Annotated in this window: 17 protein-coding genes; 11 read left to right on the top strand and 6 right to left on the bottom strand. The window is 31.9% G+C overall.

Features of this window, described 5'->3' with window-relative positions:
* Positions 1-38: 38 nt before the first annotated feature.
* Both BXY80_RS11695 and BXY80_RS11690 read right to left on the bottom strand, forming a co-directional pair.
* Positions 39-923 (bottom strand): GLPGLI family protein, encoded by an 885-nt coding sequence (locus BXY80_RS11695; RefSeq protein WP_120202315.1) that lies wholly within the window; start codon positions 921-923, stop codon positions 39-41.
* Between the two features lie 99 nt (positions 924-1,022).
* Positions 1,023-1,850: a GLPGLI family protein gene (locus BXY80_RS11690; RefSeq protein ID WP_120202152.1), complete on the bottom strand. Its 828-nt coding sequence runs from the start codon at positions 1,848-1,850 to the stop codon at positions 1,023-1,025.
* A gap of 124 nt (positions 1,851-1,974) precedes the next feature.
* Between BXY80_RS11690 and BXY80_RS11685 the strand changes: the two genes are divergently transcribed.
* Genes BXY80_RS11685 through BXY80_RS11670 form a run of 4 tightly spaced genes read left to right on the top strand, consistent with a single transcriptional unit; the run spans position 1,975 to position 5,703 of the window.
* The gene (locus BXY80_RS11685; RefSeq protein ID WP_120202150.1) at positions 1,975-3,594 is read left to right on the top strand and encodes a sensor histidine kinase; all 1,620 of its coding nucleotides are present in this window, start codon (positions 1,975-1,977) and stop codon (positions 3,592-3,594) included.
* Positions 3,587-4,270 carry a response regulator transcription factor gene (locus BXY80_RS11680; RefSeq protein WP_120202148.1) on the top strand — a complete coding sequence of 228 codons (684 nt, stop codon included), beginning with the start codon at positions 3,587-3,589 and terminating at the stop codon, positions 4,268-4,270. Before BXY80_RS11685 ends, BXY80_RS11680 begins: the two co-directional genes overlap by 8 nt.
* 35 nt (positions 4,271-4,305) lie before the next feature.
* Positions 4,306-5,085: a hypothetical protein gene (locus BXY80_RS11675; protein WP_120202146.1), complete on the top strand. Its 780-nt coding sequence runs from the start codon at positions 4,306-4,308 to the stop codon at positions 5,083-5,085.
* Positions 5,086-5,088: 3 nt separating this feature from the next.
* The gene (locus BXY80_RS11670; protein ID WP_120202144.1) at positions 5,089-5,703 is read left to right on the top strand and encodes a deoxynucleoside kinase; all 615 of its coding nucleotides are present in this window, start codon (positions 5,089-5,091) and stop codon (positions 5,701-5,703) included.
* A 68-nt stretch (positions 5,704-5,771) separates the two neighbouring features.
* Here BXY80_RS11670 and BXY80_RS11665 read toward each other — a convergent pair whose 3' ends face one another.
* Together BXY80_RS11665 and BXY80_RS11660 are read right to left on the bottom strand one after the other, a co-directional pair.
* On the bottom strand, positions 5,772-8,180 hold the full coding sequence (locus BXY80_RS11665; protein ID WP_120202143.1) for a sodium-translocating pyrophosphatase: 2,409 nt from the start codon (positions 8,178-8,180) through the stop codon (positions 5,772-5,774).
* 118 nt (positions 8,181-8,298) lie between these two features.
* Positions 8,299-8,826 carry an inorganic diphosphatase gene (locus BXY80_RS11660; protein WP_120202141.1) on the bottom strand — a complete coding sequence of 176 codons (528 nt, stop codon included), beginning with the start codon at positions 8,824-8,826 and terminating at the stop codon, positions 8,299-8,301.
* 174 nt (positions 8,827-9,000) lie between these two features.
* Here BXY80_RS11660 and BXY80_RS11655 point away from each other — a divergent pair, with 174 nt between their 5' ends.
* On the top strand, positions 9,001-9,600 hold the full coding sequence (locus tag BXY80_RS11655; RefSeq protein ID WP_120202139.1) for an RDD family protein: 600 nt from the start codon (positions 9,001-9,003) through the stop codon (positions 9,598-9,600).
* 144 nt (positions 9,601-9,744) lie between these two features.
* On the opposite strand, the gene BXY80_RS11650 is transcribed toward BXY80_RS11655, so the two are convergent.
* Together BXY80_RS11650 and BXY80_RS11645 are read right to left on the bottom strand one after the other, a co-directional pair.
* On the bottom strand, positions 9,745-12,258 hold the full coding sequence (locus BXY80_RS11650; RefSeq protein ID WP_120202137.1) for a DUF5686 and carboxypeptidase-like regulatory domain-containing protein: 2,514 nt from the start codon (positions 12,256-12,258) through the stop codon (positions 9,745-9,747).
* Positions 12,259-12,329: 71 nt separating this feature from the next.
* Positions 12,330-13,307, bottom strand: a complete 978-nt coding sequence (locus BXY80_RS11645; protein ID WP_120202135.1) for a pyruvate dehydrogenase complex E1 component subunit beta — start codon at positions 13,305-13,307, stop codon at positions 12,330-12,332.
* Between the two features lie 125 nt (positions 13,308-13,432).
* Between BXY80_RS11645 and BXY80_RS11640 the strand changes: the two genes are divergently transcribed.
* The 6 genes from BXY80_RS11640 (at position 13,433) to BXY80_RS11615 (ending at position 19,863) form a co-directional block, all read left to right on the top strand.
* The gene (locus BXY80_RS11640; protein ID WP_120202133.1) at positions 13,433-14,515 is read left to right on the top strand and encodes a T9SS type A sorting domain-containing protein; all 1,083 of its coding nucleotides are present in this window, start codon (positions 13,433-13,435) and stop codon (positions 14,513-14,515) included.
* 106 nt (positions 14,516-14,621) lie between these two features.
* Entirely contained in the window at positions 14,622-15,368 is a 747-nt protein-coding gene (locus BXY80_RS11635) for an electron transfer flavoprotein subunit beta/FixA family protein (RefSeq protein ID WP_120202131.1), read from the top strand.
* Positions 15,369-15,384: 16 nt separating this feature from the next.
* Positions 15,385-16,344 (top strand): electron transfer flavoprotein subunit alpha/FixB family protein, encoded by a 960-nt coding sequence (locus BXY80_RS11630; protein ID WP_120202129.1) that lies wholly within the window; start codon positions 15,385-15,387, stop codon positions 16,342-16,344.
* Between the two features lie 117 nt (positions 16,345-16,461).
* Positions 16,462-17,070, top strand: coding sequence for a bifunctional nuclease family protein (locus BXY80_RS11625; protein ID WP_120202127.1), 609 nt, complete (start codon positions 16,462-16,464; stop codon positions 17,068-17,070).
* 99 nt (positions 17,071-17,169) lie between these two features.
* Positions 17,170-18,882, top strand: coding sequence for a NupC/NupG family nucleoside CNT transporter (locus BXY80_RS11620; RefSeq protein ID WP_120202125.1), 1,713 nt, complete (start codon positions 17,170-17,172; stop codon positions 18,880-18,882).
* Positions 18,883-19,038: 156 nt separating this feature from the next.
* Positions 19,039-19,863, top strand: a complete 825-nt coding sequence (locus BXY80_RS11615; RefSeq protein ID WP_120202123.1) for a thymidylate synthase — start codon at positions 19,039-19,041, stop codon at positions 19,861-19,863.
* The last annotated feature ends 19 nt before the right edge of the window (positions 19,864-19,882 follow it).

The following is a 19,882-nucleotide window of genomic DNA, read 5'->3' as shown; positions in this document are numbered from 1 at the left end:
ACTTATGTCTTTTGATTGATAAGATTAACTTCGTTGTTTTAGTTTCGTCTATGAAAATTGCCACCTCTACGTCCGCCATACATTTCTCGCATCTCTTTAATTTTTTGTTTCATAATAGCATTGTATTCTTGACGTGTTACCTCTTTTCCTTTAGTAGGTGCTTTAATGTCTTCCTTTTCTTCTGGATTAAGTGTTATTTTAGAACATAAAATTGTTGTACGACCTGCATTAACTTCTAATATTAATCCGGGAAGTCCCCAATATTCTCCTGGGCCTTGATTTACTGGGACCTGTAATGTATACCACGCAGTAACAAGCATTTCTTTTGGGACTTCTAGCTCATCCATTGGGTCATCAGATTTTACCGAATCTTTAACTTCTTCTCCTTCTTTTTTCTCATCATTCTTTCTGCTTTTTCTTCGCATACTCATAAAATCCATATCATCAACTTTTTTAGTTGCTGTAGCTTTAAAGCATGTGTATTGACCAATTTGTTTAGTCTCACCATCCATTTTCCATTCTAACTTTTGAAGCTCATCTTTAACTAAAAACTGCTTTCCAAAAAACTCTTGCTCTTGTAATAACTGCGCTTCTTTAACATTTTTGTATTGTGGTCCTCCTGTAAAATTACCCATCATCATTCTTCCAAAACCGCCTTGACCTGGAGCTTCTAATCGCTCTTCTTCTTTATATGTAGATTCAAATCGATTAAAGGTTAATACATATGTTTTTTCGAACATACTTTTCATTCTGTCTGCAATACGTTTTTTCTGTTCTTCGCTCATTTGGCCTCTTCCCCAACTATCTAAATCCATTGTGGTTTTAGAATGATAGACGGCTTTACCCTGAAAGTCTTGTGCAAAAACTGAAGCCGTTATTAAAAACAAAAAGGTTATACTTAATTTTATTGTGTGTAATTTCATAGATTTAAACATTTATTATCAGTTATAAAAATACTGTTTTAGCAACAGTAAGACTATGAAAAACACGCAAAGTTTAATTCTGAAAATTAATTTTAACTATTATCCTCCAGAACTAATAATAAATGTTTTGCTATTTCCGTCTTTAGATCTGTTTGAACGAAAACGTTCCATCATTTCTTCAGACTTTTTTTCTTGAATTTCATCAAACTCTTTTTGAGAGACCTCTTTACCTTTTTTTGGTTCTTTAATTGTAAAATGTTCTTTAGGATTCATTACAATTTTGCTACAAATTAACGTGAGGTCACCATCATTAATTTCTAAAATTAAACCTGGTAAACCTCCAAAATTTGATGGCCCGTTTGCTGTTGGTATTTGAGGTGTATACCAAGCTATTGTAACTTGTTCTTTTTTTATTGTTTCAAAACCACCTTCAGAGTTTATTGTTCGTGTAGTAATAGAATCTTTATAAGTTGCTTTATAACATGTATACTCTCCAATATTTTTTGTTTCACTGCCTAATTCCCATTTTAAATTTTCTATTGTGTCTTTTATTAAAAATGCTTTCCCATAGATTTCTGTTTCTATAGCATATCTATTTTCTTTTATGTTTTTATAAAGCAAATCTGTACCATCAGAAATTTCTATCTTAATTCCTCCAGCCATTGGGTTTGGCTTAGATAGTTTTTCTTCCTTCTTATAAAAAGATTCGTTTTTTGTAAACTTTAATGTATAGGTCTGCTGAAATTGCTGCTTAAGCTGCTCTGCTATACTTTTTTTCATATCAGAGCTCATCTCGTCTTCACCCATCTTTAAATCTACTTTCCTGTGAGATTTATACGTTGCTTCACCTTGAAATTCTTGTGCGTAAGTGTTGTTACATACTAAGAGCATCAATGGTATAATTAATAGTCTTGCTAAACTTGTCATAATAAATTGTTTTATTGTTTTCTACATCACAAAGATTACAACTCTAACATAATTTTATAGTTAACTAGTGTTAACGTGTGTTAAGCAATTAGTTTTAAATTATTTTAACATTTACTTTTGAGTTATGAACGATAAGCGTTATCAGTGGATTTTATATACTATTGTTTTTGTAATAGCAAGTACAATTGCAATACAAGTATTCTGGAATTACAAAAACTACCAAACAAATAAACAACAGGTATTTAATGATATTCAATGGAGTTTAGATAACGCTGTAGAAACTTATTATACCGAAATCTCTAAAGAGAATTTCTTAGCAATAGTGAACTCTACACATACCGAAGATAACATAGGCTTTAATTTTAGCCATGTTGCTTGGGACACTTTACTAAACCCATTTAATCACGATAGCTTAAAACTAACACATAAGCCAGAGCAAAAGATAAGCATCACATCTATTGATATTTCAACTGATGACGCATCTGAATTTGACAGTATAAATAGCGTGTTATTTAATGAGGTTTTTGACAAGAATGATGAACTACTTAATAAAAAGTTAGGTTCTAAAAAAAGCATAAAATCTAAACGATTTACACAACTTTCTAAAAACAAAAAAAACGGACTTACTTTTGACAAAGATTCTCTAACGGTTACTACAAATAAAGTGTTTTGGGGTAAAAAAGCAAGCGATAGTTTAAAACTTATTAAAGGACTTTCTACTGTTTTTATCGCTATGCAACAGGATTCTTTAGATTACAAGAAATTAGACTCAATTGTTGTTACCGAATTAAATAACAAAGGTGTATTGAATGATTTTTACGTAAGTCATTATAAAAATGGTGATTTAATTTATTCTTCAAAAAAGGAAAACCAACCTCAGTTTCATTTAAAACGAGAAGCTAAAGCTACCTATTTAAAATCAGACGAGCGTATTTCACTTAGTTTTAAAGATCCCGTTACAGAAACTTTTAAACGTAGTTTGCTTGGTATATCGCTTTCTACTTTATTAATACTTACAGTCATTAGCTGCTTATTTTATTTGCTTAAAATTATCACACGTCAAAAACAACTATCTGAAGTTAAAAATGACCTTATTAGCAATATAACTCACGAATTTAAAACGCCAATTGCAACTATTGGTGTTGCTTTAGAAAGCATAAAAGATTTTAATATCATTGATGATAAAGAAAAAACCAAGCGTTATTTAGACATGTCTAACAACCAACTATCCAAACTTAATTTAATGGTTGAAAAATTACTAGAAACCGCAACATTAGATAGCGATAACTTAAAACTACAAAAGCAAGATTGTAATATAAGCGATTTACTAAACCTTATTATAGAGAAACACAACATACAAGCAAACAATAAATCTATTAAATATAATCCTCCACAAAATACTGTTATAGCACATGTTGATGAATTTCATTTTGAAAATGCTGCAAATAATATTATTGATAACGCCATTAAATATGGTGGAAATGAAATTACAGTGTCTTTAGAGCAAAACCCATTTGCATTTACTGTCTCAATTTCTGATAATGGAAATAATATTACAAAAGCTAATAAAGACAAAATTTTTGAAAAATTTTATCGCATTCCAAAAGGAAATACACATGACATAAAAGGCTTTGGAATTGGCTTATATTATACCAAAACTATTGTAGAAAAACATGAAGGAAACATTTATTTAGACTTAAGTAACAATCTCACAACTTTTAAAATCACGCTTCCTAATGGATAAAAAAACGACCATACTTTTAGCAGAAGATGAGCCAGCTTTAGGGCAAATTATAAAAGAAAGTTTAGAGACTAGAAACTTTAATGTTTTGCTTTGTGATAATGGTGAGAAAGCATACGGTGTCTATACATCTCAGCAACCAGAATTATTGGTTTTAGATGTTATGATGCCTAAAAAAGATGGCTTTACATTAGCAAAAGAAGTTAGAAAAGCTAATGATACAATTCCTATTATTTTTTTAACAGCTAAATCTCAAACTCAAGACGTTGTAGAAGGTTTTTCTATTGGAGGAAATGATTATTTAAAAAAGCCTTTTAGTATAGAAGAGCTTATTGTAAGAATACATAATCTTCTAAACAGAACTAAGTTTCAAAAAACATCTGAAGTGTTACAATTTGGTAATTTCACGTTTGATTTCCCTAAGCAAATACTACAATATAAAGACGATAGCTGTATGCAACTTACACATAGAGAAGCACATTTATTATTTCATCTTATAAAAAACAAGAATCAGGTTTTAGATCGTTCTGTAATTCTTAATAAATTATGGGGAAATGATGATTTCTTTTCTGCTAGGAGCATGGATGTTTTTATTACAAAGCTTCGAAAAAAACTTAAAGCAGATGAAAACATTCAAATTATAAATGTTCGTGGTTTTGGTTATAAACTTATTTGTTAAAAATATGATTTGATTTTTGTACTTTTCCGTTTAGTATGAAATCAATACAATTATTACTACTATTTGTTTCGGTAACACTCTTTTCGCAAGAAAACATTGAAACTACATTTATTAAAAAAACCGAGCTTAAAGCTCAATCTATTGTAGATATAGACAATTTTGGAACTATTTATTACCTCAATAAGAACACACTCTATAAAAAAAGTGATACTAAAACGTTAAGCTACAGCAATATTCAACTTAATACTATTACTTCGGCAAATGCTTTTAACCCTTTAAAAGTTAATCTCTTTTATAAAGATTTTAATACTATAATTATTTTAGACAATCGTTTAGCAGAAATTTTTAAAGTAGATTTTAATACAAGTCCGTTATATAAAAATGTATCACACACATCAACAGGTTATGATAATACCCTTTGGGTTTTTAATCAAGATAATCAGCAGTTAGAACTTTACGACTATAAAGCCAATAAAACTAGAGTTTCTGCTCTACCAATACAGTCAAACGTTATCGATTTAAAAAGTGACTACAACTATTGCTGGGTGCTTACTAAAGACTATTTATACCAGTACAATTATTTTGGGAGTTTAATCTCTAAACTAAAAAACAACAGCTTTACTTCTATGGTTTTAAATAACGGAAATCTTGTTTTAAAAGCTGAAAATACACTGTCTTATTTATCTAAAAATACTCAAGAGATTATTCCTATTAAAACACCTAAATTGTTAATAAATCAGTTTTTACTAACCAACGAAAGCTTGTATATTTACGACAATGAAATCCTTCAAGAATTCCAATTAAAAACTAACTAATATATGCATTTTGCAGTCGCAGGAAATATTGGTGCTGGTAAAACCACACTCACAAAACTACTCGCTAAACATTACAACTGGGAACCACAATTAGAAGATGTTGTAGACAACCCATATTTAGATGATTTCTACAATCAAATGGAACGCTGGAGTTTTAATTTGCAGGTGTATTTTTTAAATAGTAGGTTTCGTCAAGTGGCTCAAATTCGTAAAAGTGGTAAAGATATTATTCAAGATAGAACCATCTATGAAGATGCTCATATATTTGCACCAAACTTGCATGCTATGGGCTTAATGACCAATCGTGATTATGAAAACTATAAATCACTTTTTGATCTTATGGAATCGTTTGTAGAAGGACCAGATTTACTTATTTATTTACGTAGTTCTATACAAAATTTAGTAGCGCAAATACACAAGCGTGGTCGTGATTACGAAAACTCAATTAGTATTGATTATTTAAGCCGCTTAAACGAGCGTTACGAAGCTTGGATTAGTAAATATAACAAAGGTAACTTACTTATTATTGATGTAGATAATTTAGACTTTGTTGCTAACCCTGAAGATTTAGGTGGAATCATCACTAAAATTGATGCTCAAATAAACGGATTATTTTAAAACACTCAATTTATATAATAAAAAAACCACATCAAATGATGTGGTTTTTTTATTATATTTTTTTTAAACTAGTTAAGTTCTTTAATCTCTACAACTGAATTTCCAGCTTTTTCTAAAAGCGCTTCAAACGTATTAATCTCTTTTTTAATATCAGCTTTATAGCCTTTAAAAAGTTTTTTCTCTATAACTTCTTGACCTTCTTTAACAGATTTATAAATAACAACAACCTCTAATATGTCTCCAGAAACATCTGCCTTCATTTCAGTTTGTACATTATTATCTATAATTGCCATTTCGGTATGATCTGAAGCATGACCTCCTAAGATAGGTGCAACTACCAACCCAATAAGACAAGTTAATTTAATTAAGATATTCATTGATGGTCCAGACGTATCTTTAAAAGGATCACCAACCGTATCTCCAGTTACAGCTGCTTTATGGGCATCTGATCCTTTGTACGTCATTTCACCATTAATCTCAACACCAGCTTCAAAAGATTTTTTAGCATTATCCCAAGCACCACCAGCATTGTTTTGGAAGATTGCCCAAAGCACACCAGAAACAGTAACTCCAGCCATATAACCACCTAACATTTCTGCAATAGCCATATGATCCATTCCAAAAATCATAGGAACAAAAGCAATTATTAATGGAAAACCTATAGTTAATAAACCTGGCAACATCATTTCTTTTAAAGATGCTTTAGTAGAAATAGCGACACACTTATCGTATTCTGGTTTCCCTGTACCTTCCATAATTCCAGGAATATCTCTAAACTGACGACGTACTTCTTGTACCATTTCCATAGCAGCTTTCCCTACAGCATTCATAGCTAAAGCAGAAAATACTACTGGTACCATTCCGCCAACAAATAACATGGCTAAAACAGGTGCTTTAAAAATGTTAATTCCGTCAATTCCTGTAAAGGTTACATAAGCGGCAAAAAGTGCTAATGATGTTAATGCAGCAGAAGCAATTGCAAAACCTTTACCTGTTGCAGCTGTTGTATTACCAACAGAATCTAATATATCTGTACGTTCTCTTACTATTGGGTCTTGCTCACTCATTTCGGCAATACCACCTGCATTATCAGAGATTGGCCCAAAAGCATCAATTGCTAATTGCATAGCTGTTGTTGCCATCATAGCTGAAGCTGCTAATGCAACGCCGTAAAATCCTGCGAATGCATACGATGCCCAAATTGCTCCAGCAAATAACAATACTGAAGGGAAAGTAGATATCATACCTGTTGCTAAACCAGCAATAATGTTAGTTCCTGCTCCAGTAGATGATTGTTGTACTATCTTTAAAATTGGTGGTTTTCCTAATCCAGTATAATATTCAGTTACAGCAGAGATAACTCCACCTACCACTAAACCAACAATGGTAGCCCAAAAAACTCTCATAGAAGAAATTTCTTGTAAACCTTCTCCAAAGAATTCCATTTGCATAGTCTCTGGCAACATCCATTTTACGAGACCAAAACAAGCTAAAGCAACTAAAACTATAGATGTAATATTTCCTTTATTTAAAGCTCCCATTACTTGAGCTTCTTTAGCATCATTGTTGCTAATTCTTACTAACATTGTTCCTATAATAGAAATGATAATTCCAACACCAGCAATTGCCATTGGTAATAAGATTGGTCCAATGCCTCCAAAATTATCAGTAATGCTTCCTCCCATATCTTTAATTACGTAGTTTCCTAAAACCATTGCAGCTAAAACTGTTGCTACATACGATCCAAATAAATCGGCTCCCATACCTGCAACATCACCTACATTATCACCTACGTTATCTGCAATTGTTGCAGGGTTACGAGGATCATCTTCTGGGATACCAGCTTCTACTTTACCAACTAAATCGGCACCAACATCGGCTGCTTTTGTGTAGATTCCTCCACCAACTCTAGCAAATAATGCAATAGATTCTGCACCTAAAGAAAAACCAGCTAATGTTTCAAGAACAATAGTCATATCCATTGTATTTGTCCATTCTCCGCCCATGAAAAAATGAAAGAAAAAGATAAAGAAAGCTGTTAGACCTAAAACGGCTAAACCAGCAACACCAAGCCCCATTACTGTTCCACCTCCAAAAGAAATGTTTAAGGCTTTTGGTAAACTTGTACGCGCAGCTTGTGTAGTTCTAACGTTGGTTTTTGTTGCTATTTTCATGCCTATGTTTCCTGCTAAAGCAGAAAAAACAGCTCCAAAAATAAATGCAACTACTATTAAAACATGTGTTGTAGGAACAATAAACGAAACAGCTGCTAAAGCTACACTTACTATTACCACAAATATTGTAAGTAATCTATATTCTGCACTTAAAAACGCTAAAGCACCTTCGTAAATATGATCAGAAATTTCTTTCATTTTGCCATCTCCAGCATCTTGTTTCATTACCCACGACTGTTTAATCCACATGTAAATTAAACCTATAACTGCCAAAACTATTGGCATGTAAATCATTGACTCCATATTATGTTTGTTTGATTAGTTTTTAACGGTCGCTAATGTAACAAAATCGTCGTACATTAAAAAACCCTTCTGAATGTAATCCAAAAGGGTTTTTAACAATATGTTAGTTCTTTAACTCTTAAATAGTGAAATCACCATTCGTTTTATGCTCGCTAGTTTCGTAACGTTCGATACATTTATTTAAAATATCATAAGCTTCTTCAGCATTTCCCCAACCACCAACATCTACTTTCTTTTCTTCTAAATCTTTATACACTTGAAAGAAATGTGTAATTTCTTTTTTACGGTGCGGATTTAAATCTGATAAATCATTGTAAGAGTTCCAGATTGGATCTGTAACTGGTACACATATTAATTTTTCATCAGGACCTTTTTCGTCTGCCATATGGAACACTCCAATTGGTTTTACTTCCATCACACACATTGGAAATGTTGGTTCTGTACCCATAACCAATACATCTAATGGATCACCATCTAATGCTAATGTTTCTGGAATAAATCCATAATCTCCTGGATACATCATTGAAGAAAACAACATACGATCAAAACGTATTTTATTTAACTCAAAATCGTACTCATATTTATTACGGCTTCCTTTTGGTATTTCTATTAAAACATCAAAAGTTAATTTTCCTTTTGGACTCATAATCTTCTCTATTTTTTAAGGAGTGCAAAGATACATAAGAGTTTATGTTTGAGCAACTAAAACTAACTTGACTTTATAAGAAAAATAGACGACCTTCGTTTAACGTTTGATATAAGTCATTGAAACGGACTCATATCATTAAATTGGCATTAATATAAACCTACCATCAAACTAATGGAAAACGAATTTGCGAAAGTTATGTCCGAAAGGACAGACGAAGAGCTAATAAAGATTGTAACAGCAGAAAGAACAAGATATAATCCAACTGTAATCAAAGCTGCTGATGCGGAAATTGAAAAACGGAATATCGATAAAAGCGAATTTGAAAAAATAAAAGAACGAGCAACTATAGAAATAGAACAAAAACAAAAAGTTGACTCAAATGTTGTTAGTTCAGGAATAAGATTTTTAAACTGCATAATTGACTTTATCATTGCCTATTTATTGATTTTAGTAATATTTATAATTCTAGGACTTTTTATAAACCCGACTTCGAACAGCTTTGTTGGTGGTTTATTTACTCTTATAACAGTTCTCGGAACTTTCTTGGCATATTATGCAATAATGGAAATAAAGTTTCAAAAAACAGTTGCGAAATTTATAACTAAAACTAAAGTTGTAAGATTTGATGGTTCAAAACCAAATGTTTCAGAAATAATAGCAAGAACCATATGTCGACTTATTCCTTTTGATGGTATATCATACTTATTTGTTAAGAATGGATTGCACGATTACCTATCAAAAACAAAAGTTGTAAAAGACAGAGTGAAATAAAATACTAATGCCAACAACGTGTATAATTCATTGCTTCTGAAATTTCCTGCGGAACTTTCCTCGCTGCTGAATAATGGGTTCTTGCTTTTTTGCTATCTTTAAGTCCAAGCAACAAACCATACACGAACACGTTAAACGAATCTTCTAAAAGTAAAACCCAAAACTACCTGTAACACCAAATTTACGTGCATCTGGATTGCTTAAATAGTTACCTCTAAAATTAAAGTCTATACGTAGTATTTTAAAAATATTACCAACTCCAACACTGTACTCGTAATATATGTCTTCGCTAGGCGCAATTAAAGGTATTTCGTTTGGATTTCCTGTTGTACTTAAATCAATATTGCTTTGAGATAATTCTCCCCAAACACCTCTAACACCAACAATAGCTCTTAAATTATACTTTTTAAGAAAAGGGATACGTGAAAACAAACGCCCATTAAAATTATGTTCTAAATGCAAAGAGGTATATGTATCTGTTACAAACTCATAAAAATCAAGTTGTGAGAAGGTATTGTAAATAGAAAAATACGATTGATTCCCTGGAACTACACTTAAAAGTCCTAAAGGTACATCTCCAAATGTTTTACCAGATTCTATAGTAGTTGTTAATCGTCCAAAACCACCTACTTGCCATGGTTGTATATACGAAAACTGCAATTTAGTATAATCAAAATCACTATTCATGATACTTTTATCTCCACGTGATATTTGTGCAAATAAGCGTGCATAATTATCATTTGCATTTTTGCGTTCTACCCCAAAACCTGTCATTTTTCGTTTAGGGAAATACGATATTGATAAAGCAGACTCAAATTGTTTAATCTCTGAAGCTACACCAGAAAGTGATTCTGGATCTAGGTAATCTAAGCTAAATGTTTTTGAAGCAGATTCAAGTGTACGATAGCTTCCGCTTAAGCGAAATACTAAATTTCTTATGGGTTCTATTTCTAGAGCTAAAGTTGAAAGATTAATATTAGTAAGCTTATCATTGGTACTCGTTCCTACTACAGATGATGATGCTAAACTACGCCCTAACACATCTGTTGATGTGGTTAAACTCGCTCCTATTTGCTCTACATCTCGCCTATTACCTCCAGAAATTATAAGTCGGTTCTTTTTATCTAGTAGCCATTTACCAGACAAACCGTATTTAAATTTATTATCTCTAAAGCCATAAGCTGTATAACCTTCAAGTCTCCAAAGGTCGTTAGGTCCAAAATAGGTTCTTCCTCCTGTGCGTATGCGTAAACCTTCTACTTCATTAAATCCAAATGTAGAGAATATTGGTCCATAATCGAAGTTAATGCTTGAAAACTCAACATAACCTGAAGCTAAAATGCTTCCTAAACTATATAAACGCTTAAACTTTTTAACGGTCTTTAATGTATCAAGCATCTTGTAAACACCTCTTTCATCTTTATTTAAAGACTCTAATCTGTTTTGTTCCCAAAATGAATCGTCTCTATTATAGACATCTTTATCATAATTATAAACCTCTTCATCATAAAACTTTTCGTCTTTAGGTTTATCAAATTCATAGTTCTCATAAAGTGTAGTTCGTTTACCATAAACACCACGAGATTTTTCCTTTTTATTTAAAGCAAAATCAGAAAGCATATAATCTCTCTTTATTAAGAATAAGGAATCGTTAAGCACTTCAAATTCTTGCTCAATATAAATTTCTTTTACCCAGTTTATATTAGCACTTTTTGATGCTTGCAAATTAATTTCTTTTACTGCATATGTGGAGTCATTAACCCAAAAATCGCCTTTAAATGTGAGCTCGTTTTTTCGCCTCGGATAATAAATAATATTGTAACACCATTTATTATCAATCATCGCACTATCAGACAACACATAATTATAAGTATTAACGCCTGTTTTTGATAATGGGCTTACAAAACTTTTATCGAAAAACTTTAAGTAGTTATCGTATACATTATAATCTGAATACAAATCGTCAACAAAATCTATAATAACTTGATTGTTGCTAAATCCTGAGTTTTTATTTCCTCTTAAATCGGTCTTTTCTTTATTTATAATATTATCACCATAAACTTTACTTACAGCTTCATTTATAAAGATTGGCAAATATGTTTTACCTGTTACTCTGGATGTATCAACCTCTTCAAAAACAAACTCCATACCTCTAAAGAGTTTACTTTTTATTAAAGCACTATCAATAGTGTTAAGATCAAACTCTACTTTTTCGTATTTGTCATACTCGTACTGTTTAAATTGTTTTAATCCGTTTAAACGTTTACGCTCCCAAATCTTTTTTAGAATAGCAATAGCAGGATTTTCTTCTGCTTTTTTAGATTGCTTTCCTGCAACGATAACGACTTGATTTAAGGCTGCAGCTTCTTCTTTTAAAACAAACTTTAAATCGTAGTTTACCTTTTTATCAAGCGTCATTTCTTGAGCTTCATAACCTAAAAAAGATATGATTAAAGTCTCCCAAGTATTTTCAGATTCTAAATAAAAACGACCATCTTCATTAGTTATGGTGCCTTCTGTAGTTCCTTTAAACAACACATTGGCAAATGCAACTGGATCGTTATTTTCATCCATAACATAACCACTAACTTTTGTTTGGGACACCGCTGAGACAATTCCTAAGAATAGGAATACTATGATAAGTAGATATTTCTTCATATTAAAAAAACTTCATCAACAATCGTGCAAAATAGTGTTAATGAAGTTTATATAACGCAAAAAATTGTAATTTATTTATACATTACTTTATTTACAGCTTTTATTACCTCGTCTTTATTTGGCAGCCATTGCTCTAACAATACTGGTGAGTAAGGTGCAGGTGTATCTGCTGTATTAATTTTTATAATTGGAGCATCTAAATAATCGAAAGCTTCAGACTGGATAATGTATGTTATTTCTGTAGACACATTACCAAAAGGCCAAGCCTCTTCAAGTATTACCAATCGGTTTGTTTTTTTAACAGATTTTAAAATTGCTTCTTTGTCTAAAGGACGAACTGTACGCAAATCAATAATCTCACATGAAATACCTTCTTTCTCTAATTCGTCTGCTGCTTTATAGGCTTCTTTAATAATCTTACCAAAGGAGACAATAGTTACATCTGTTCCCTCTCGTTTGATATCTGCAACACCTAACGGAATTGTGTATTCGCCTTCAGGTACTTCGCCTTTATCACCATACATTTGCTCACTTTCCATAAAAATCACTGGATCATCATCTCTAATAGCCGATTTTAATAATCCTTTAGCATCATATACATTTGATGGTACTACAACTTTTAAACCTGGTGTATTTGCAAACCAGCTTTCAAACGCTTGAGAATGCGTTGCAGCTAACTGACCAGCAGAAGCAGTTGGGCCACGAAAAACAATCGGGCATTTAAATTGTCCGCCAGACATTTGTCTAATTTTTGCGGCATTATTTATTATTTGATCAATTCCAACAAGAGAAAAATTAAAAGTCATATATTCTACAATTGGTCTATTACCAGTCATAGTAGACCCAATAGCCACACCAGCAAAACCAAGCTCAGCAATAGGCGTATCTATAACACGTTTAGCACCAAACTCATCTAACATCCCTTTTGAAGCCTTATAAGCACCATTATATTCAGCAACTTCTTCTCCCATTAAATAAATGCTTCCATCTCTACGCATTTCTTCACTCATGGCTTCAGCAATGGCTTCTCTAAATTGAATTGTCTTCATTTATGTTGTTTTAAATCGAATAGCAAAAATAAGAATTATTGATTATAAACTATAATCAATTTAAAATTGATATGAGACTAAACTTAATAAGTTTTATTTACCTTTAAGTTTCTAAATATCATAACATGATGAAAAACTACTTAATTGCTATATTTGTTTCGTTATACATAAGTATTTCGTTTGCTCAAAACTCTATTTTATGCAGTTTGCAAAAAGATAATATAAAAATTGAAAACACAGACAATATCCCTACAGTATCTGATAATGGAGATGGAACAATTACTTTAACTCATCAAGACCAAAATATCACTAATATTTTTGATGATCATGTAATTTATGATTTTGTAAGATCCTATCCCTCGATTGATACTGAACCTTTATCACAATATTACACTCTATTTTTCCAAAATAAAGATTTGATTAATGAATTACAAGCATCAGTTCCTCCAGAAGTATTTTTATTTAGTTCTAATTATGTAAATACTAGTATTAGTTCTGAACTTATTAATTTTTTAGACAATAAAACATTTCGACTTAGAAACTATTGTAGTATAGCTGATAATATTGGAGAACCTTGCCCAGAAGAAACAGTACCAGATAACCTCGATATATTAATTTCATTTACTTATGACAATAGTAATGACTTATTAATTCTCGAAAGTCAAAATGAAACCCCTTGCGGAAATTATTTTTCAATTGCCTTGAAAGGAGGAACAACTAATGATACTTTACAATTATGGGAATCTACTCCAGGAATAAGTACTGAAACCGATTACCAAACAAACACCTGCCATTTTATCGAAGAGCATCTATATAGTATGTTAGATATTTCTTGTATTAACCAGAATTATGGTGATTTGACCCCAACGATAGACACAATAAACAACACCCTTTTTTTATATAGAAATAACATGGTTTTCGGATATCATACAGCTACTTTTGAAGAATTCACATTATCAGTTCAAGAAAACTCATTAGAAAGAATGAAACCTTTTCAAATAATGGGAAATCCATACTTACAGGTTTCCAGCTCCGAAAGCCAAATAATTAATATTGAAATTTATAACGTTTCTGGACAAAAAATAGTTAATACAACACGATTTAAAAATAATACTATTAATATTTCAAATTATTCAAACGGACTTTATTTCATTAAACTCTCAAATTCCAATAACCAACAAAAAGTATTTAAATTCTTAAAAAGATAAATTATAGTTTTAATAAAATTTACTATGCATGCATAGTACTTATTCAGAATAAAATAATTATCTTCGTAACCTCAAAAAATTATACTTATTTAATACTTATAGAGATATGAAAATATTAGTATGTATTAGTCATGTTCCTGATACAACTTCAAAGATTAATTTCACAGATGGAGATACAAAGTTTGATACTAATGGTGTACAATTCGTAATCAATCCTAATGACGAGTTTGGTTTAACGCGCGCTATGTGGTTTAAAGAAAAGCAAGGCGCAAATGTTACTGTAGTAAATGTTGGAGGACCAGAAACTGAACCAACATTACGTAAAGCTTTAGCCATTGGTGCAGATGCAGCAATTAGAGTAAACGCCCAAGCTACAGATGGATTTGCTGTTGCTAAAGAATTAACTAACGTTATTAACAATGGTGGTTACGATTTAGTAATCGCTGGTCGTGAATCTATTGATTACAATGGCGGAATGGTGCCTGGTATGATAGCTGGATTAACCAATGCTAATTTTGTAAATAACTGTATCAATTTAGAGGTTGAAGGAAACAATGCTAAAGCAACAAGAGAAATTGATGGTGGTAAAGAAACTGTTGCTACTTCTCTTCCTTTAGTTATTGGTGGCCAAAAAGGATTAGTTGAAGAAAGTGATTTACGTATTCCAAACATGAGAGGTATCATGATGGCTCGTAAAAAACCTTTAACAGTTTTAGAATCAACTAATGCTAACACTGAAACAGCTTCAGTTAAGTTTGAAAAACCAGCACCTAAAGGTGCAGTAAAATTAGTTGACGCAGATAATATAGATGAATTAGTAAGTTTACTTCACAACGAAGCTAAAGTGATTTAATTAAAAAAGAAAAAACATGTCAGTTTTAGTATATACAGAATCCGATAACGGAAATTTAAAAAAAATAGCTTTTGAAGTAGCATCTTACGCAAAAGCAGTAGCAGATCAATTAGGCACTTCAGTTACAGCAATTACTATAAACACAAGTAACGCTAGTGAATTGGGTAACTATGGTGTTGATAAAGTTTTAAACGTAAGCAACACCCAACTAGACACATTTAATGCAAACGCTTATGCAAGTGCTATTAAAGCAGCTGCAGAAAAAGAAGAGGCAAAAGTTGTTATTGTTAGTTCTAGTGCAGATAGTAAATATTTAGCACCACTATTAGCTGTACAACTTAATGCAGGATTTGCTTCAAATGTAGTTGAAGCACCATCAAGCACATCACCGTTTACAGTTAAACGTACTGCGTTTACAAACAAAGCATTTAACATGACAACAATTAACACAGATGTTAAGTTAGTTGCTGTTTCAAATAATTCATTTGGTTTAGTAGCGTCTAACGGAAATGCAACGGTTGAAGAATTTTCAGTTTCAGTTCCAGAATTAGGCGTTACTGTTGAGTCTGTAGACAAAGCAAGTGATAAAGTAAGTATTGCTGATGCAGAAATAGTAGTTTCAGCAGGAAGAGGTCTTAAAGGTCCTGAAAACTGGGGAATGGTTGAAGAACTAGCAGAAGTTCTTGGTGCTGCAACAGCATGTTCAAAACCTGTATCAGATTTAGGATGGAGACCCCATAGCGAACACGTTGGGCAAACAGGTAAGCCTGTTGCTTCAAACTTATATATTGCTATTGGTATTTCGGGTGCAATTCAGCATTTAGCAGGTATTAATGCCTCTAAAGTAAAAGTAGTAATCAACACAGATCCAGAAGCACCTTTCTTTAAAGCTGCAGATTATGGAGTTGTTGGTGACGCTTTTGAAGTTGTACCAACACTTATAGAAAAATTAAAGACCTTTAAAGCACAACAATAAATATTTTTTTATAAATTGTAATTACCTAAGGACTGTTTAAATTACGTATAATTGCTAAATCTGGTTTATCCAGTTGGTAAAGTCCTAATTTAAACAGTTCTTTGCGTTTTATAAATTATGAGTTTAGTAAGATTAAACATAAAAGGAATTTCATATAGCCAAACTCAAAATGGTGCATATGCTTTAATTCTGAATGAAGTTGATGGCGACAGAAAACTACCAATAGTTATTGGAGCTTTTGAAGCGCAATCTATAGCTATTGCTCTCGAAAAAGAGATTAGACCACCTCGACCACTTACTCACGATTTGTTTAAAAATTTTGCAGATAGGTTTGATGTAGTGGTTAAGCAAGTCATTATTCATAAACTTGTAGATGGTGTGTTTTATTCTAGTCTTATTTGCGAACGTGATAAAATTGAAGAAATAATTGATGCACGTACAAGTGATGCTATTGCATTAGCTTTACGTTTTCAAGCGCCAATATTTACTTATAAAAACATCTTAGATAAAGCTGGTATTTACCTTAAAGTAAATCCTAAAAAAGAAGGTGAAGAACAAGATAGTATCTTAGTAGATGACCTTGTTGTTGAAGAGATTGAAGCTAGCATTCAAGATAACTATAAAGACAAGACATTACAAGAATTAAATACCCTTTTAGACGAAGCTGTTACTAATGAAGATTATGAAAAAGCGGCCAAAATAAGAGACGAAATTTCCAAACGTTAATACATTTCTATCATGAAACATTCATAACTAAATCATAATGAAAAAAAATGATTAAATGAATGTCGCATGTGACCAATAAGAAACAATAAAAATAAACTCATGAAACATTTTTTTCTAGCTATTGCAACTATTTTTTTTGGAATTACAACAACTTTAGCTCAAGACTTAGAAAAAGAATGGCAGTTTGATGTTATTGAAAATGCGTATGGTGCTTTAATAGACATTTCAGATACAGATGCGCTTAATCTTAAAAATGGAGAATTTTCATATTCCCTTAAGTCAAAAAACAATCTACAAGCTTCCGGTGATTATATTCATCAAAATAATCTACTCGTATTTTACTACAACAAACCAACAGATACAATTCGAAGGTATAAAATTTCAGAACTGACTGACTCTACTTTAGTTATCACTGAAAAAAATACGACTTATAAATTTAAAACACCAAATACAAATGTAGCAACTACTGCAGTTGCAACAACAACAGCAGACACTATAATTCCTAGTGAGGGATTCTCTATAAACAGTTTATGGCGAGGTGTTTTAGGAATGATAACACTTATTTTCATAGCTTTTCTATTCAGTAGCAATCGTAAAGCTATTAACTGGAAAACGGTAGGTATTGGTTTGGCTTTTCAATTATTAATAGCCATTGGAGTTTTAAAAGTAGGATTTGTAAAAACAATTTTTGAATTTATTGGTGGTTTATTTGTTCAAGTACTAGAGTTTACAAGAGCAGGTAGTAGGTTCTTATTTGAAGGCTTAGTTGTTGACATGGACACATTTGGATTTATTTTCGCCTTTCAAGTATTACCAACTATTTTATTTTTCTCTGCGCTAACATCTGTTTTATTCTATTTAGGTATTATTCAAAAAGTGGTTAAAGCATTAGCTTGGTTGCTTTCAAAAGTTTTAAAAATATCTGGCGCAGAAAGTTTAAGTGTTGCTGGTAATATTTTCTTAGGTCAAACTGAAGCACCTCTACTTATTAAGGCGTATTTAGAAAAAATGAATAAGTCCGAAATGCTCTTAGTCATGATTGGCGGTATGGCAACAGTTGCAGGAGCTGTTCTTGCAGCATATATTGGATTTTTAGGAGGAGACGACCCAGAACTAAGATTGTTCTATGCTAAGCATTTATTAGCAGCATCTGTGATGGCAGCTCCAGGAGCTATTGTCATTTCAAAAATATTATATCCCCAAACAGAAAAAATAAATACAGACGTAAGTGTATCTCAAGAAAAAATAGGTTCAAACTTATTAGATGCCATTGCAAACGGAACAACAGAAGGCTTGAGATTAGCAGTAAATGTTGGTGCAATGCTTTTAGTATTTGTTGCATTTATTGCAATGATAAACGGAATTTTAGGTTGGGTTGGAGACATTACAACATTAAACAACTGGGTTATTAATAACACACCTTATCAGAGTTTATCTCTAGAACTTATTTTAGGTTACCTATTCGCACCACTAATGTGGCTAATTGGTGTAGCTAAAGAAGATATGGCATTAATGGGACAACTTTTAGGAATAAAATTAGCGGCTAGCGAATTTGTAGGTTATATACAATTAGCAGATTTAAAAAATGTTGCAAGTGCTACACATTTAAATTATCAGAAGTCTATCATCATGGCTACTTATATGCTATGTGGTTTTGCAAATTTTGCTTCTATAGGCATACAAATTGGAGGTATTGGATCTTTAGCGCCAGGACAAAGAAAAACCTTATCACAATTTGGGATGAAAGCATTAATTGGCGGTACAATTGCATCATTAATATCAGCTACAATTGCTGGAATGATAATAGGGTAATTTAGTTAATAACTTTTAATATAATTAAAAGCTTCAAGCAATACTGATTGAAGCTTTTTTATATTTTAGCTTAGCGTCATGCTGAACTTGTTTCAGCATCTCATTCCAAAATATTTAAGTTTAATTAAAAAGATTCCCGTTTTACGGGAAGTGAGCATGAAACAATACCACGATTTAGTAAAGCATGTTTTAGAACATGGCAACGAAAAAGGCGATCGAACAGGAACAGGAACAAAGAGTATTTTTGGATACCAAATGCGTTTTGACTTAAGTGAAGGTTTCCCTATGGTTACTACAAAAAAATTACACTTAAAATCAATTATATATGAACTCCTTTGGTTTTTAAAAGGAGACACAAATATTAACTACTTAACAGAAAATGGTGTTCGTATTTGGAACGAATGGGCTGATGAAAACGGAGACTTAGGACCAGTTTATGGCCACCAATGGCGTAACTGGAATAGCGATGAAGTTGACCAGATTAAAGAAGTTATTGATACATTAAAAAATAATCCTAATAGTCGTAGAATGCTAGTTTCTGCGTGGAATCCTTCAGTATTACCAGATACTTCTAAATCGTTTAGTGAAAATGTTGCTAATGGTAAAGCAGCTTTACCGCCTTGTCATGCTTTTTTTCAGTTTTATGTTGCTGACGGAAAATTATCTTGTCAACTCTACCAACGTAGTGCAGACATATTTTTAGGTGTTCCTTTTAATATTGGTTCTTATGCCTTATTTACCATGATGATGGCTCAAGTTTGTGGTTATGAAGCTGGTGATTTTATTCACACATTTGGAGATGCACATATCTACAACAATCATATGGAGCAACTAGAACTGCAACTATCTAGAGACCCAAGACCATTACCAAAGATGATACTAAACCCAGAAGTGAAAAACATTTTCGATTTTACTTTTGAAGATTTTACTTTGGTAGATTACAATCCGCATCCGCATATTAAAGGTATTGTTGCTGTTTAAGTTTACAGAAAACAATTAC

It is taken from the genome of Ichthyenterobacterium magnum (assembly GCF_003610635.1).
GTDB classification, from domain to species: Bacteria; Bacteroidota; Bacteroidia; order Flavobacteriales; family Flavobacteriaceae; genus Ichthyenterobacterium; species Ichthyenterobacterium magnum.
The sequence above is the reverse complement of the archived record's forward strand: the minus strand, read 5'-3'. Positions and strand labels throughout refer to the sequence as shown.

Bases quoted from the DNA above. Each gene is read 5' to 3' on its own strand.
- BXY80_RS11695 (WP_120202315.1), bottom strand. From the start codon at position 923: ATGAAATTACACACAATAAAATTAAGTATAACCTTTTTGTTTTTAATA.
- BXY80_RS11690 (WP_120202152.1), bottom strand. From the start codon at position 1,850: ATGACAAGTTTAGCAAGACTATTAATTATACCATTGATGCTCTTAGTA.
- BXY80_RS11685 (WP_120202150.1), top strand. From the start codon at position 1,975: ATGAACGATAAGCGTTATCAGTGGATTTTATATACTATTGTTTTTGTA.
- BXY80_RS11680 (WP_120202148.1), top strand. From the start codon at position 3,587: ATGGATAAAAAAACGACCATACTTTTAGCAGAAGATGAGCCAGCTTTA.
- BXY80_RS11675 (WP_120202146.1), top strand. From the start codon at position 4,306: ATGAAATCAATACAATTATTACTACTATTTGTTTCGGTAACACTCTTT.
- BXY80_RS11670 (WP_120202144.1), top strand. From the start codon at position 5,089: ATGCATTTTGCAGTCGCAGGAAATATTGGTGCTGGTAAAACCACACTC.
- BXY80_RS11665 (WP_120202143.1), bottom strand. From the start codon at position 8,180: ATGGAGTCAATGATTTACATGCCAATAGTTTTGGCAGTTATAGGTTTA.
- BXY80_RS11660 (WP_120202141.1), bottom strand. From the start codon at position 8,826: ATGAGTCCAAAAGGAAAATTAACTTTTGATGTTTTAATAGAAATACCA.
- BXY80_RS11655 (WP_120202139.1), top strand. From the start codon at position 9,001: ATGGAAAACGAATTTGCGAAAGTTATGTCCGAAAGGACAGACGAAGAG.
- BXY80_RS11650 (WP_120202137.1), bottom strand. From the start codon at position 12,258: ATGAAGAAATATCTACTTATCATAGTATTCCTATTCTTAGGAATTGTC.
- BXY80_RS11645 (WP_120202135.1), bottom strand. From the start codon at position 13,307: ATGAAGACAATTCAATTTAGAGAAGCCATTGCTGAAGCCATGAGTGAA.
- BXY80_RS11640 (WP_120202133.1), top strand. From the start codon at position 13,433: ATGATGAAAAACTACTTAATTGCTATATTTGTTTCGTTATACATAAGT.
- BXY80_RS11635 (WP_120202131.1), top strand. From the start codon at position 14,622: ATGAAAATATTAGTATGTATTAGTCATGTTCCTGATACAACTTCAAAG.
- BXY80_RS11630 (WP_120202129.1), top strand. From the start codon at position 15,385: ATGTCAGTTTTAGTATATACAGAATCCGATAACGGAAATTTAAAAAAA.
- BXY80_RS11625 (WP_120202127.1), top strand. From the start codon at position 16,462: ATGAGTTTAGTAAGATTAAACATAAAAGGAATTTCATATAGCCAAACT.
- BXY80_RS11620 (WP_120202125.1), top strand. From the start codon at position 17,170: ATGAAACATTTTTTTCTAGCTATTGCAACTATTTTTTTTGGAATTACA.
- BXY80_RS11615 (WP_120202123.1), top strand. From the start codon at position 19,039: ATGAAACAATACCACGATTTAGTAAAGCATGTTTTAGAACATGGCAAC.